Annotated in this window: 14 protein-coding genes; 11 read left to right on the top strand and 3 right to left on the bottom strand. The window is 27.6% G+C overall.

All coding sequences use genetic code 11. The features are described 5' to 3' along the window. Positions 1-2 precede the first annotated feature (2 nt). The 7 genes from BM119_RS11670 (at position 3) to BM119_RS11700 (ending at position 7,825) form a co-directional block, all read left to right on the top strand. Positions 3-635 (top strand): hypothetical protein, encoded by a 633-nt coding sequence (locus tag BM119_RS11670; RefSeq protein ID WP_090041674.1) that lies wholly within the window; start codon positions 3-5, stop codon positions 633-635. A gap of 373 nt (positions 636-1,008) precedes the next feature. Then, positions 1,009-1,416, top strand: coding sequence for a hypothetical protein (locus tag BM119_RS11675; protein ID WP_090041675.1), 408 nt, complete (start codon positions 1,009-1,011; stop codon positions 1,414-1,416). Positions 1,417-1,808: 392 nt separating this feature from the next. Further along, positions 1,809-2,030, top strand: coding sequence for a hypothetical protein (locus BM119_RS11680; RefSeq protein WP_090041677.1), 222 nt, complete (start codon positions 1,809-1,811; stop codon positions 2,028-2,030). Positions 2,031-2,295: 265 nt separating this feature from the next. After that, a complete protein-coding gene (locus tag BM119_RS11685) occupies positions 2,296-3,297 on the top strand; it encodes a LacI family DNA-binding transcriptional regulator (protein ID WP_090041679.1) in 1,002 nt (333 codons plus the stop codon). Positions 3,298-3,678: 381 nt separating this feature from the next. Beyond that, the gene (locus BM119_RS11690) at positions 3,679-5,343 is read left to right on the top strand and encodes a glycoside hydrolase family 13 protein (protein ID WP_090041681.1); all 1,665 of its coding nucleotides are present in this window, start codon (positions 3,679-3,681) and stop codon (positions 5,341-5,343) included. Positions 5,344-5,364: 21 nt separating this feature from the next. Continuing rightward, the gene (locus tag BM119_RS11695) at positions 5,365-7,032 is read left to right on the top strand and encodes a PTS transporter subunit IIBC (protein ID WP_090041682.1); all 1,668 of its coding nucleotides are present in this window, start codon (positions 5,365-5,367) and stop codon (positions 7,030-7,032) included. Positions 7,033-7,036: 4 nt separating this feature from the next. Next, on the top strand, positions 7,037-7,825 hold the full coding sequence (locus BM119_RS11700) for an endonuclease/exonuclease/phosphatase family protein (RefSeq protein ID WP_090041684.1): 789 nt from the start codon (positions 7,037-7,039) through the stop codon (positions 7,823-7,825). A gap of 115 nt (positions 7,826-7,940) precedes the next feature. Here the strand turns inward: BM119_RS11700 and BM119_RS19910 are convergent, their stop codons facing one another. Continuing rightward, positions 7,941-8,084, bottom strand: coding sequence for a hypothetical protein (locus tag BM119_RS19910; protein WP_177199404.1), 144 nt, complete (start codon positions 8,082-8,084; stop codon positions 7,941-7,943). A gap of 169 nt (positions 8,085-8,253) precedes the next feature. Between BM119_RS19910 and glcT the strand changes: the two genes are divergently transcribed. After that, positions 8,254-9,087: a glucose PTS transporter transcription antiterminator GlcT gene (glcT, locus tag BM119_RS11705; protein ID WP_090041685.1), complete on the top strand. Its 834-nt coding sequence runs from the start codon at positions 8,254-8,256 to the stop codon at positions 9,085-9,087. Positions 9,088-9,136: 49 nt separating this feature from the next. On the opposite strand, the gene BM119_RS11710 is transcribed toward glcT, so the two are convergent. Further along, positions 9,137-9,613, bottom strand: a complete 477-nt coding sequence (locus BM119_RS11710; RefSeq protein ID WP_090041687.1) for a PTS sugar transporter subunit IIA — start codon at positions 9,611-9,613, stop codon at positions 9,137-9,139. 659 nt (positions 9,614-10,272) lie between these two features. Between BM119_RS11710 and nagE the strand changes: the two genes are divergently transcribed. After that, positions 10,273-11,682, top strand: a complete 1,410-nt coding sequence (gene nagE / locus BM119_RS11715) for an N-acetylglucosamine-specific PTS transporter subunit IIBC (RefSeq protein ID WP_090041689.1) — start codon at positions 10,273-10,275, stop codon at positions 11,680-11,682. Between the two features lie 303 nt (positions 11,683-11,985). Here nagE and BM119_RS11720 read toward each other — a convergent pair whose 3' ends face one another. Next, positions 11,986-12,660, bottom strand: a complete 675-nt coding sequence (locus BM119_RS11720) for a Crp/Fnr family transcriptional regulator (RefSeq protein WP_090041691.1) — start codon at positions 12,658-12,660, stop codon at positions 11,986-11,988. Between the two features lie 414 nt (positions 12,661-13,074). Here BM119_RS11720 and BM119_RS19915 point away from each other — a divergent pair, with 414 nt between their 5' ends. Then, positions 13,075-13,227, top strand: coding sequence for a hypothetical protein (locus BM119_RS19915; protein WP_177199405.1), 153 nt, complete (start codon positions 13,075-13,077; stop codon positions 13,225-13,227). Beyond that, entirely contained in the window at positions 13,224-13,544 is a 321-nt protein-coding gene (locus BM119_RS11725; RefSeq protein ID WP_090041692.1) for a hypothetical protein, read from the top strand. Before BM119_RS19915 ends, BM119_RS11725 begins: the two co-directional genes overlap by 4 nt. Positions 13,545-13,797 lie beyond the last annotated feature (253 nt).

The raw sequence follows: 13,797 nt of genomic DNA on the forward strand, positions 1-13,797 counted from the left end.
TCTTGAGAGCGTATATTGGTAATACAGGATTAGTAGGAGAATACGAGTTAGCATATCTTGATATATTTGTTTATTTGCAAAATTGTAATATTGACACTAGTTTTTTACATGAAGTAGAAGAGGATATAAAGGATATGCTTTTATCAGCTCAGAATAACAACCTATGTGTGAAAAGTATAGTAGGAGAAGATATAGGAACCTTTTGTAAAAATGTAATACAATCATATGAGCCTAAAAACTTAAAGACAATAATATTTTTAAAAAACTTTAACATGTATTTAGTTATATGTACATTTATATTTTTTATATCCCAGTTATTAAGAGTTAATATTTCATTAAACAGTGTTATGATACTGTTTTTAAATTGGTTTGTATTACAATATGAAATAAGGTTTTTAATGAAAAATTTAAGTTTAAAGTATAAGGGAACAAAAGGTAAAATAAAATGTTCATTATTGAGTTTTTCATCATCTATTATAATTTTATTGCCTTTAAATTGGTTTATAATAAAGCAAGATGCTGTACATGTTAATGGGCATCTTGTATCAGGTATATGTGTGTTAACTTTTTTTGTAATTCATATGGTGCTAAAAAAATTGGATAATAGCACTTATTGGTATAGTTATTTCAGATAACAACAAAATAGTGGTTGCTTATAAAAGTTACATTGGACAAAAGAATTAATAAATTCACTTATGTTATAAAATTGAAAATAATGGTAATATATAAGAGAGGTTTATTAAGTTGTCCTTAATTTTATCTGATGGCTACCAACTGTAATATCTATATGGAATTTACTTAAAAGTATAGTGTTGCTCTAGATGAATGGTAGAAGGATTATACCTTAATGGGTATAGAGTTTCTATTTAAGAGATGGGAGTATTATCAATAATAGGCATAGAACAAATAGTTATTGATAATCTTTTAGTTTTACAAGTTTGAATTTTCTGATAAAATGTATTTATGTGCTAAATAATAGATATTTAAATTATTTAGGGGGTTAATATTTTGAAAAACAAAAAGCTTCTTATAACTTTAGCAATATTAATGTTTGCTTTAGGATTTATAGTATATGATATGGCTAAATCTGGTGATTCAGGATTAGATATTACCATATACAATGATACAAAAGAAGATATAAGTAATATACTGGTTAATTATAATTTATCTGATGGACCAGTTGTTATTGATGAAATAGGTAAAAGAGATAAAAAACTTGTAAATATAAAGCCAAAGGGTAACTTTAAAACAACTGTATTAAAGATGAATATACCAAATTATAATCAGGGTAAGGATATTGTAATACTAGACGAAGTTGAAAAAAACACAACAGGGAAAATAAGTGTCTACATAAAGATGGATAAAAATGGTGAGATAGAAGTGAATATTAGAAAATTATTCTTAAAAAATGCATAAAAATATATAAAATCTTGTTGAAATTTAAGGTAACTGTTTCTATGTTTATTTAATAGAAGGATTTGAAAAGCTAAGTACAATAGGATATAAAGCAATTGATGTTAATCTATATTTAGATGTTTATAACCAATATGCTTATTTTAAAATGGTTTATAGTAATACATTTTAAAATAAATATATTGGTTATTTTTATTCTAAATACTATTTAATTTCTGCATTTGGACATAATACAGAAATTTTATTATATAATATTTACATTAATATATATCTTATTTTATTTAGTTTAAGATTATTTTTGAATTCATTTCAACTTTTTTATAACACTGAAGGAAAAATTTTAAGAATCATATTTTAGCTAGTGCTATTATGACTTTTATAAAGGAGTAGAATTAATGTTAATAATACTAAAAGGAAATATAGATTGGATTTGCTTGTTAATAGAAGGAATTGTTTTTATATATCTTTATTGTATATATAGAAAAAATAAACATAAAAATAGTAATGAAGTTATTATAACTAAAAGAAATGTTAAAATAATAATTATAATATTAATAGTTATAAATATTATATTTTTTATTTCAAAAATAATTAATATATTAAATTTGGCATTATAATATACATATATAAGTATTAGTAATAATATAACGGGATTTAAAGAGTAATAATGATAAAAAAGGTATGCTAAAATAAACAATGTTACACAAGTAAAGTGTAGCTATAGATACCAAATAATAAGTAGAAGCAAGTAAATATTAGTAATTTATTAAAAAAACATATAAAACCTTGTTAAACTTTAAGTTAACTGTTACTATATTCATTGAACAAAAGTATTAAAAAGCTAAATACAATAGAATATAAATATTTAGGAGGCGGGTTGAAATGGCAGTTACAATAAGAGATGTAGCAAGAGAAGCTAATGTAGCTACTTCTACAGTATCTAGAGTTTTATCTAATAATCCTAAAATAAGCGATGAAACAAAAAACAGGGTTCAAGAAGCAATAGATAAATTGAATTATAAACCTAATGCCATAGCAAGGGGATTAGCAAATAATAAGACACGTATTCTTGGAGTTGTTTTGCCTAATGAAGCTCAAGATTTATTTGGTAATCCATTTTTCTTACAAGCAATGAAGGGCATGAGCTTGTATGCACAAAGTAAGGATTATTATATAACTTATGCATTTAGCAAAGATGATGAAAGTGAAAAAAAATATATAATGGACTTTACTAACAGTAAGTTAGTAGATGGTGTGTGTCTTTTAAGGGCAAAGGATAATGATGAAATGATAGCTTATTTAAAGGAAATAAACTTTCCGTTTGTTGTTATAGGAAGACCGGAGGATACTGATGGTGTTTTATGGGTTGATAACGATAACTTTCAAGCTATGTATAGCTTAGTTAATAAACTTGTACATAAAGGACATAAAGATATTGGTTTAATATATGCAAAAGAGCATTGGAATGTATCTAAAGATAGACTTAAGGGATATGAAGTTGCCTGTGAAATGAATGGAATTAATATAAATAAAAATATAATGGTAGGTGGTGAAGCCTTTTCAGAAAAATCTGGATATGAAGCTATGCAAACTATATTAAAAGGAAATAAAGTATCTGCAATCATAGCGACAGATGATTTGTTGGCATTCGGAGCAATGAAAGTTATGGAAGAGAAGGGCATAAATGATATAGCTATTGTTGGATTTAATAATATTCCCTTAGATGAACTGAGAACGCCTAGACTTGCATCTGTAGATATAAATCCAACTAATTTAGGGTATTATGCAACTAAGTTATTGATAGATAAATTAGAGAATAATGAAAGTGAAAAAAAACATTATATAGTGGAAACGCATCTTATAGAAAGGGAATCTATGAGATAGTTAGTGCTTTATATAAGTTAAAGTTAATGGGTTAGGTTATATGACACAATCATTAACTAGTATTAATACTCGAACTTCTTGAGTTGGAGTATTAATGATGCTTATAATATAAGCTGTAAACTATCACTAAGAGAATTTTGTTATTAAGTAAGGTTATTTTTAAGAATATAAAAGTATGATTTGGGTAAAAAACAATCGGTTGCATGAAAGGAAATGAAAGAATAAGTAATTATTTTAAAGATAAATAAAATAGAATAGGTTTTTTGGAAAAAATCACATATTGTAAACTTTTACTTTGGGTGATATACTATAAAAAACTGAATACAGAGAAAATTTTTTAATGAATTATGCAAACGGTTGCCTTTAAAGAGGAGGTTGGAAATGAAGAAACTATGGTGGAAAGAAGCAGTAGCATATCAAATATATACTAGGAGTTTTAAGGACTCTAATGGGGATGGTATAGGAGATATACAAGGAATAATAAGCAAATTAGATTATTTAAAAGATTTAGGTATAGATGTTATTTGGATATGCCCAATGTATAAGTCTCCAAATGATGATAATGGCTATGATATAAGTGATTATAAAGATATAATGGATAATTTTGGAGATATGAATGATTTTGATGAACTTTTAAAAGAAGTTCATGAAAGAAAAATGAAGCTAATAATAGATTTAGTAGTAAACCATACCAGTGATGAACATAAGTGGTTTATAGAATCTAGAGAGTCAAAGAGTAGCCCTAAAAGAGATTGGTATATATGGAGACAAGATAAAGACGGTAAAGAGCCAAACAATTGGGAGAGCATTTTTAAAGGTTCTGCATGGGAATATGATGAGAAAACTCAGGAATATTTCTTGCATTTGTTTACTAAAAAGCAACCAGATTTAAACTGGAAAAATAAAGATGTTCGTAAAGAAATATATAAAACAATTAACTGGTGGCTAGATAAAGGTATAGATGGGTTTAGGGTAGATGCGATAAGTCATATAAAGAAAGAAGAAGGATTAGAAGATATGCCAAATCCAGAAAACTTAAAATATGTTTCGTCCTTTGACAAACATATGAATGTTAATGGAATTCATGAATATCTTGATGAACTTAAAAAGGAAACCTTTAATAAGTATGACATTATGACTGTTGGTGAAGCAAATGGAGTAAAAGCAGATGATGCAGATTTATGGGTTGGAGAAGAAAAGGGTAAGTTCAATATGGTATTTCAGTTCGAACATTTAGAGCTTTGGGATTATGAGAATAATAAGAAATTTGATGTAAATGGTTTCAAGAAGGTTTTAAGTAAATGGCAAAATGCTTTGCACAATAAGGGGTGGAATGCATTATTTATAGAAAATCATGATATCCCAAGGGTTGCATCCACATGGGGCAATGACAAGAAGTATTTAAGTGAAAGCGCAAAAGCCTTTGGTCTTATTTATTTTATGCAAGAAGGAACACCTTTCATATACCAAGGACAAGAAATAGGAATGACAAATGTAAAATTTGATTCTATAGGAGATTATGATGATGTAAAAGGTATAAATATTTATAAAGAAAAAATAAAACAAGGTCTTTCAGAAGATGAAGCTATGAAATTTATATGGGCTATATCAAGGGATAATGCACGTACTCCAATGCAATGGAATGGTGAAGCTAATGCTGGGTTTACTTCAGGAAAACCATGGATTCAAGTAAATCCAAATTATAAAGAAATAAACGTAGAGAAGCAAATTTTAGATAACAATTCTATATTTAATTTTTATAAAAATATGATAAAAATTAAAAAGACAAATGAAACTTTAATATACGGTAAATACAATTTAATATTAGAAGAACACGATGAGATTTATGCTTACACTAGAAGTTATAATAATGAAAAATTCATTATTATAGCAAATTTAACTGATAATGAAACAGTATATTCATATGATAATTATACATTATGCTATGATAATTTATTATTAAGCAATTATGCTGTGAAGAAACATGGAAACTTAAAAGAATTTAAATTAAATCCTTGGGAAGCTAGAATTTATAGAATATTATAATAAAATATTAGGGGTGGTAGTATGAAGGTTAAAGAAAAAAATAAATTTTTCTCTTTTGATTTCTGGCAGAAGTTTGGAAAAGCTTTATTGGTTGTTGTAGCAGTTATGCCTGCAGCAGGACTTATGATCTCTATTGGAAAATTAATAGGCATGTCTTGTGATATTAGTTTAATTCAAGCTATAGCAAGGGTTATGGAAGATATAGGTTGGGGAATCATAGGTAATTTACACATACTATTTGCAGTAGCAATAGGTGGGTCTTGGGCTAAGGAACGTGCAGGTGGAGCATTTGCAGCTCTTATAGCTTTTATATTAACTAATCGTATTACTGGGGCTATATTTGGAGTTTCAGGAGCTATGCTTAGCGAACCAGAAGCTGTAGTACATTCGCTTATTGGTAGAGAACTTGAAGTTAAAAATTATTTTACAAGCATACTTGGTGCGCCAGCATTAAATATGGGTGTATTTATAGGAATAATATCAGGTTTCTTAGGAGCATACTTATATAACAAATATTATAACTTTAATAAATTACCACAAGCACTAGCATTTTTCAATGGTAAACGTTTTGTACCGTTTGTTGTAATAGTAGGATCAACAGTAATGGCAATGATACTTTCTTTAGTTTGGCCATTTATACAAGGAGCATTAAATGCTTTCGGTCAATGGATAGCAACGTCTAAGGATACTGCACCCATATTTGCACCATTTGTGTTTGGTTCGCTAGAACGTTTATTATTACCTTTTGGATTGCATCATATGTTAACAGTACCGATAAATTATACAGAACTTGGAGGAGTTTATCATATAGTTACAGGAGCAGCTGCAGGAACAGCTGTTGCAGGTCAAGACCCATTATGGCTAGCTTGGATTAGTGATTTAGTTAACTTAAAGGCAGCAGGAAATATGTCTGACTATAACGCATTATTAACATCAATAACTCCAGCTCGTTTTAAAGCAGGTCAGGTTATATTATCATCGGCATCACTAATAGGTGTAGCCTTTGCAATGTATAAAAATGTTGACAAAGATAAAAGAAGTAAATACAAGACTGTATTCTTCTCAGCTGCAATAGCTGTATTTTTAACAGGAGTTACAGAACCAATAGAATTCATGTTTATGTTTATATCACCAATTTTATATGTTGTATATGCAATTATTACAGGAATAGGATTTGCACTAGCAGATATTATACATTTAAGAGTTCATGCTTTTGGATTTATAGAATTTTTAACTCGTACACCTATGATGGTTAATGCAGGTCTTATATTAGATTTAATTAATTTCTTTATAACTTGTGTTGTATTCTTCTTCTTAAACTATGGAGTATTCTCATTTTTAATAAAGAAGTTCAATATACCTACTCCAGGACGTAATGGAAATTATATTGATTCAGAAGTTGAAGAAGAAGGAAATGCAGAACAAAACAAATGTAAAACTACATCAAATGGTGATTTACCATTAAGAATAATAAAATTATTAGGTGAAAAAGAGAATATAGTAGATGTGGATGCTTGTATGACAAGATTACGTGTTACTGTAAAGGATAAGGGTCTTGTTGCAGATGAAAAAGCATGGAAAGAATGTGGGGCTATAGGTTTAATAGTTAAAGATAAAGGAGTCCAAGCTATATATGGACCTAAGGCAGATGTACTAAAATCTGATATACAAGACGTTTTAGGAGTGTAAAAAGGTGAAAATACTTACTTTGAATTGTCATTCTTGGCAGGAAGAAAATCAAATAGATAAACTAAAGTATTTAGCTAAGATTATAAAGAAAAATGATTATGATATTGTGGGGTTACAGGAAGTTAGTCAACTCATTAAAAGTAATATAATTTTTGAAAACGTAAAAGAAGATAACCTTATGTTTATGTTAGTAGAGGAACTTAAAAATTTAGGATGTTATGAATATGATTTTAAATGGGATTATTCTCATATAGGATATGATATTTATGAAGAGGGAATAGGAATATTAACTAAGCATAAGATAAAAGACTTTAGGTCATTTTTTATATCTAATAGCACTAACTTAGAATTTTGGAAAACAAGAAAAATAGTTAATGTAGATATAGAATACAAAGATAAAATATATTCTGTTTATTCTTGTCACTTAGGTTGGTGGGAAGATAAAGAAGAACCCTTTAAGAACCAAGTTGATAAGTTAATGAAACAAATAAATAAAGATAAAACATCTATAATCTTAGGGGACTTTAACAATGATGCTTTTATGAGAAATCATGGGTATGATTATATTATATCTAGGGAGTTTTACGATACCTATACTCTAGCAGAAGTTAAGGATAATGGTGCTACAGTTAAAGGGAATATTGCAGGCTGGGAAGAAAATTCTAAGGACTTAAGGTTAGATTTAATTTTAGTAAATGAGCAACTAGAAGTTAAGTATTCAAGAGTTATATTTAATGATAAAAATAAAAAAATAATATCAGATCATTTTGGGGTAGAAGTCCAAATAGATTAAAGAATAATGGAATGTCTAAGAGCTAAGACATTCCATTATTTTTATATTTAAATTAAAAAGAGAGGTCATATAGCATAAAATATATTTGAATTTTCAGGAGGTACTTTATATAATTTTAAAAGTGAGAGGATATTTCTTTTTGTATCCTTTTTAAATCCTTTTGCCTAAGTCCAGTGTCTTTTTCTATTTTTTCAAATTCGTCTCCGTTTATAAGCATTTGTCGAGCTCTAGCTTTTAAATCATCTTTACTACTTGCCATATGAGTCAACTCCTTTCTTAAGATTATTTTATGTAGAAAGCGGTTTACTATAACAAGAAATTTAATGAAAAACCGTTTAAATATACAATTGAAAAAAATTACAATAAATTATGGTTGCTTAACTGACGTGTAATGCTTAAAATTATGTTATGGATAAGGAGGTGATTATGTGAGTTTTCGTACAAAAAAAGTATTTAACAACAATGTTGTTTTAGTAGATTATGATGGAAAAGAGAAGATACTATTTGGAAAAGGAATAGGGTTTGGTAAAAAACATGGTGATAAAATAGACGCTAAAGATAATATAGAAAAAATATTTACACTGGATAATGATGAGAATAGTAAAAATTTCGAAAATCTTATAAATTATACAGATAGTAATGTTATAGGAATGTGTGAAGAAGCAATTTATATGATACAGCAAGAATTAGATGAAGAATTAGATGAGAAAATACACATTTCACTAACTGACCACATAGCTTTTACATTAAAAAGATTACAATCAAATGAAGAAATACAAAATCCATTTTTAGTAGAAACAGAGACTTTGTATAATAAAGAATTTAAAATAGCAACAAAAGTAGCAAGATTTATAGAAAAGACTATGGGAATTGAAATTCCTGATGGGGAAATAGGATTTATAACACTTCATATACATACAGCTAGAAATTCTGGTAAACTCTCTAATACAATAAAATATGCTTTTTTAAGTAATACTGTAATAGAATATATAGAGGACAATTTAGACATCTATGTTGATAGGCAAAGTTTAGATTATGCTAGATTTATAACTCATATAAGATTTAGTATAGAACGTATTTTAGAGGGAACTACAGTTAAAAATGATTTGATAGAGGTTATAAAAGATACTTTTAAAGAATCTTTTAAGTTGGCTGAGAGCATAGGAAAAATTCTCGAAGATGAAATAGATAAGACTGTAGATGAAAATGAAATATCATATTTAGCTATGCATATAGAAAGACTTAAAAATACAAATAGCTAGAGGGTTAAAAACTTATAAAACCCTCTAGCTATTTCATGTGCCTTAGATATTATTTTTTTATAGTTAAAACAATATCTTTTCCAGCAGAAACTTGTTTACCTATAGAAGGAGTTAATTCTTTAACTACATCAACATTAGTTACAAGAACTGGTGTTGATAAAGATAACCCTTTCTCTTTTATAAATTCTCTATTGAATTTTATTATAGGAGTTCCAGCTTTAACTTTTGAACCTTCTTCAATTAATCTTTCAAAACCTTCTCCATTTAATTCAACTGTATCTATACCTATGTGAATAAGAAGTTCAACTCCATTGTCTAATTGCATACCAAAAGCATGATTTGTTTTGAAAATTAGAGTTATAGTTCCATCACAAGGAGCTACAGCAGTATCCCCAGTTGCTTCTATAGCTAAACCATCGCCAGCCATTTTTTGTGAAAATACAGGATCTGGAACTTGAGATAAATCAACTGCGTTTCCTGATACTGGAGCTACTAATTCAAGACCTTTTTTAAAAAAACCAAACATATAAAAACTTCCTTTCTATCTTTCAAATAAAATACTGTTTTTTGAATGTGCATAATGTGAATTCATATATAAGCTGTTCTTGCATTTAAAGTAGAAGTTAAACCTATATATAAGATTTACAAAATATAATAAAAATATTAAAAAACTTTATTAGCAACATGAAAGAAAATAATAAGTGAAATATATTAGCATACTGACCTATTATTTTTTGAATGTGACTTATATAAACAAAAAAGCATAAGTCCTCTTAATGAAAACTTATGCCTGGTCAAACAGTAACACGTCTAAAATGATTATATTACTTGAAGAAAAAGTTGTCAATAAAATAAGAAATAAAAAAGTAAAAATATAAAAAAACATGTTGACATTTATCAGTAAATGGTTTACATTAATTTATATAAAGTTAATAAATGATTAAGATAGGCGTGCAACTACTAATTAAAAGTGGGCAATAGCTGAAAAGGATAGTGTTATAACTATATCCTTTTCAGCTTTTTTTATTTTTATTAATAGTAGACAGGTTATCTTATATTATTTCAGATTAATAGGTACCAAATTAATCTAAACAAGAAAATGGATAAATAAGAATAAATTTAAATGTTTTTACTAACATTAAGAATACTTAAAATAATAATGGAATTAAAGTAGGAGGGATAGTTATGGCAAAAGGAAATAAGGTTTTGGGTGCATTTCAAAAATTAGGAAAGTCTCTTATGACTCCTATAGCTGTATTACCAGCAGCTGGACTTTTATTAAGATTAGGACAGCCTGATGTACTTAATTGGCCATGGATGGCTCAAGCAGGAGATGCTATATTAGGAAATTTACCGCTTATCTTTGCAATTGGTATAGCAGTAGGTTTTGCTGAAGAAAATAATGGAGTTGCTGGAATAGCAGCCACAGTTGGATATTTTGTATTAACTAAAGTAGCAGTAACTTTTGATGATACAATAAATATGGGTGTACTTGCAGGAATTATAGTCGGTATTGTTGCCGGAGTTTTATATAACAAGTTTAAAGATATAAAAGTACCTCAGTTTTTAGGTTTCTTTGGAGGAAAAAGGTTTGTTCCTATTATAACTTCAATAGCATGTTTAGTACTTGGTGTAATATCTGGATACGGATGGCCATTAATTCAAAATGGACTAAATAATTTTGGTATGTGGATTGTTGGATTAGGTGCTACAGGATCACTAATATTTGGAATAGCTAATAGACTATTAATACCAGTAGGATTACATCATGTTTTAAATACAATGTTCTGGTTTGAATTTGGATCATTTACAAATTCTGCTGGAGAAGTTGTAAAGGGAGATATAGCAAGGTTTTTAGCTCAAGATCCAACAGCAGGAAATTTTATGACTGGATTCTTCCCAATAATGATGTTTGCATTACCAGCAGCATGCTTTGCTATGATAACAGCAGCAAAGAAAGAAAAAAGAAAAGCAATCACAGGAATGTTTGTAAGTCTTGCATTAACAGCTTTTTTAACAGGAATAACAGAGCCAATAGAATTCTCATTTATGTTTTTAGCTCCAGTATTATATGGAATACATGCAGTTTTAACAGGATTATCACTGGCGCTCACTACAGCATTAGGAGTTAAATCAGGGTTTTCGTTTTCAGCAGGATTAATAGATTATTTACTAAACTTTAATATAGCAACTAAACCTGTACTATTATTATTGATAGGATTAGGATTTGGAGTTTTATATTACTTTATATTCTTATTTGCAATAAAGAAATTTGATTTAAAAACTCCTGGTAGAGAAGATGATGATGACGATGTATCAGTTGTAAAATCTAATAAAAAATCTTCAGGAAATAGTTCTTTAGATGAGAAAGCAAAAGGTATACTTGAAGCAATTGGTGGATCAGAAAATATTGAATCAATAGATGCATGTGTAACAAGAATAAGATTAACTCTTAAAGATGACCTTATGGTTAATGATGCCGAACTTAAAAGATTAGGAGCATCAGGCATAATGAAATTAGGTGCCAATAATGTTCAAGTAGTAGTTGGAACTTTAGCAGATCCAATAGTTTCTAAAATGAAAAAACTTATGTAGATATTGTTAATTAACAAAAATTTTAAGAAAATTTCGCATAAAATGTAGAAAAAAAATTGTCGGAGATGTATAATGGTGTTGTAACGACTAGATAAAGAATGTATGACGGAATCAAAAGATACATTTAAATATAGAGAGGTAAACAATACCCAACCCATTACATCACTATCCCGTATTAAGTTCCCCTTAATACGGGATTTTTTTATAGAATTATATGTGCCTTAAAAGTTATATAATCAAGTGATTGGTAGCTTCGATTAGAGTTTTTAAAAAGTGAATGTGTTATAGATGGTATGAAGCGTATTAAATTTGTATAAATTCTTTTAATCTACCTATATTTTTAATTATAAATTTTTTATCCGGGGTGGCATCTACTATATTATCTTCTTTTAATTCTTTTAAAATTCGGGTAACAGTTATTCTTGATGAACCTATTAAATTTGCCAATTCTTGATGAGTAAGTTTAATATCTATAACTATATATCCACTCATTTCAATTCCAGATTGAATAGAGAGTCTATAAAGCGTATTAGCAATCTTTTGTTTGGCTGATGTAAATAACATATCATGCATTTGTGTTACTGAAATTCTATACTTTCTAACTAAACTATGTATAAAAAATTCATATGCCCCAGGATTTTTTGATATAAAATCATCTAATATAGATCTTTCCAATAAAGAGACTTTAGATACACAACAGCTTTTTAATAACACAGGCATATCTCCATTTACGAAATAGCATGTTTCACCAAAAATCTCTCCTGGTATTAAAAAAAACATAACTTTTTCATTTCCACTAGCATCACAAAGTATTTGTTTAAATTTACCTTCCGTTACAATACATATATAATTACTAGAATCAATATCTATAACTTCATTTTTACAACAATTTCTTATTAATCCTAATGGAGCTAATTCATTAAGAAAAAAACTTCTCATATCCTCTTGTCGTTTTTTATTAAATAATTTTTCATACATAAAAATACCTCTTTATGATTAATATTAAATGGCCTATTATTGTTGGAGATTTCATGTGATTACCATCTTTCATTTTTAATTATATTCGTTATTATTTTTATTTAAATAAAAGTATATCACAAAAACTTGTTATACATATATATTAATTAAAAGGTGGTGAAGCTGATTAAGGATAAGAAGTATCAAACTATTTGATCAACAATATTTTGTATAGAAATCTAGTTTTTAAGTAGAGATCATTAAGTGAAATTAGAAAAAATTATAAGTTATATAATAAATGATTATATAGTATATATTAAAAAAGTGAGTAAATCCAATAAAAATTTAAAAATTATTTCTATAGTTTTAGTTAATGATATGACAAATACAAATACAACTTTAAATGTTTTGCAGGCTAGTGATTGAGAAAACAAGATGCAAAATTCAATAGTAGCACAAGGTGTATATACTAAATTTGAAAATGGTAAATTTAGTATTGTTAACGTAAGGAACTTAAGCAAAGGGTGCAAAAAAATTAAAAAATATATAGATAAAGCTAAAGGATCATCCAATGGAGGTGTATTATGAAAAAATACAGTAGTTTATTAATTTGGGGTATAATAATATCGTTAATGGATAAAAATATACAAAATTCATACACGGTCTTAGCATCACTAATAATTATAGGAATTTCAGATGTGAATAAAAATGAAATAGAACTTTATTATAAACAAAACATTATAGTCTTTGTTTTAGGAATATGTATGTTTGGTGTTGGTTTGTTATTAAACCTTATGACTACAGTTAAGTATCCTAGGACAATCGGTGTAATGCTATCTATTGGAGGGGGATTTGTATCTAGCTACTTGTTAAAACGTATAAATTATAAAATAAAAACTACATAGATAAAATGATATGTGCAGCCAGCTAGTTTGAGTTACGTAGACATTACTTTACATGAATGACTAGTTTGAAGTGTGAATCTATAACAATAAAATTATCAAATGAAAATAGAATGATAAGCGTTAATAAACTAATTTATCTAAGTGACAAATTGGATTAGTGACAAGTGATAAGTTAATGATGTTTTTTTCACGTTGTTCAGAAAAAACTACAAACTAAATAAAATTTTCTAAAGAAAAGTGAGGTCTAAGCATT

The sequence above is a fragment of the Clostridium frigidicarnis genome (assembly GCF_900111985.1).
GTDB lineage: Bacteria > Bacillota > Clostridia > Clostridiales > Clostridiaceae > Clostridium_Z > Clostridium_Z frigidicarnis.

What these genes read in the sequence shown, in the direction of transcription:
- BM119_RS11685 (WP_090041679.1), top strand. Translation starts at nt 2,296, where the DNA reads ATGGCAGTTACAATAAGAGATGTAGCAAGAGAAGCTAATGTAGCTACT.
- BM119_RS19910 (WP_177199404.1), bottom strand. Translation starts at nt 8,084, where the DNA reads ATGGCAAGTAGTAAAGATGATTTAAAAGCTAGAGCTCGACAAATGCTT.
- BM119_RS11680 (WP_090041677.1), top strand. Translation starts at nt 1,809, where the DNA reads ATGTTAATAATACTAAAAGGAAATATAGATTGGATTTGCTTGTTAATA.
- BM119_RS11695 (WP_090041682.1), top strand. Translation starts at nt 5,365, where the DNA reads ATGAAGGTTAAAGAAAAAAATAAATTTTTCTCTTTTGATTTCTGGCAG.
- BM119_RS11690 (WP_090041681.1), top strand. Translation starts at nt 3,679, where the DNA reads ATGAAGAAACTATGGTGGAAAGAAGCAGTAGCATATCAAATATATACT.
- BM119_RS11710 (WP_090041687.1), bottom strand. Translation starts at nt 9,613, where the DNA reads ATGTTTGGTTTTTTTAAAAAAGGTCTTGAATTAGTAGCTCCAGTATCA.
- BM119_RS11725 (WP_090041692.1), top strand. Translation starts at nt 13,224, where the DNA reads ATGAAAAAATACAGTAGTTTATTAATTTGGGGTATAATAATATCGTTA.
- BM119_RS11720 (WP_090041691.1), bottom strand. Translation starts at nt 12,660, where the DNA reads ATGTATGAAAAATTATTTAATAAAAAACGACAAGAGGATATGAGAAGT.
- BM119_RS19915 (WP_177199405.1), top strand. Translation starts at nt 13,075, where the DNA reads ATGCAAAATTCAATAGTAGCACAAGGTGTATATACTAAATTTGAAAAT.
- nagE (WP_090041689.1), top strand. Translation starts at nt 10,273, where the DNA reads ATGGCAAAAGGAAATAAGGTTTTGGGTGCATTTCAAAAATTAGGAAAG.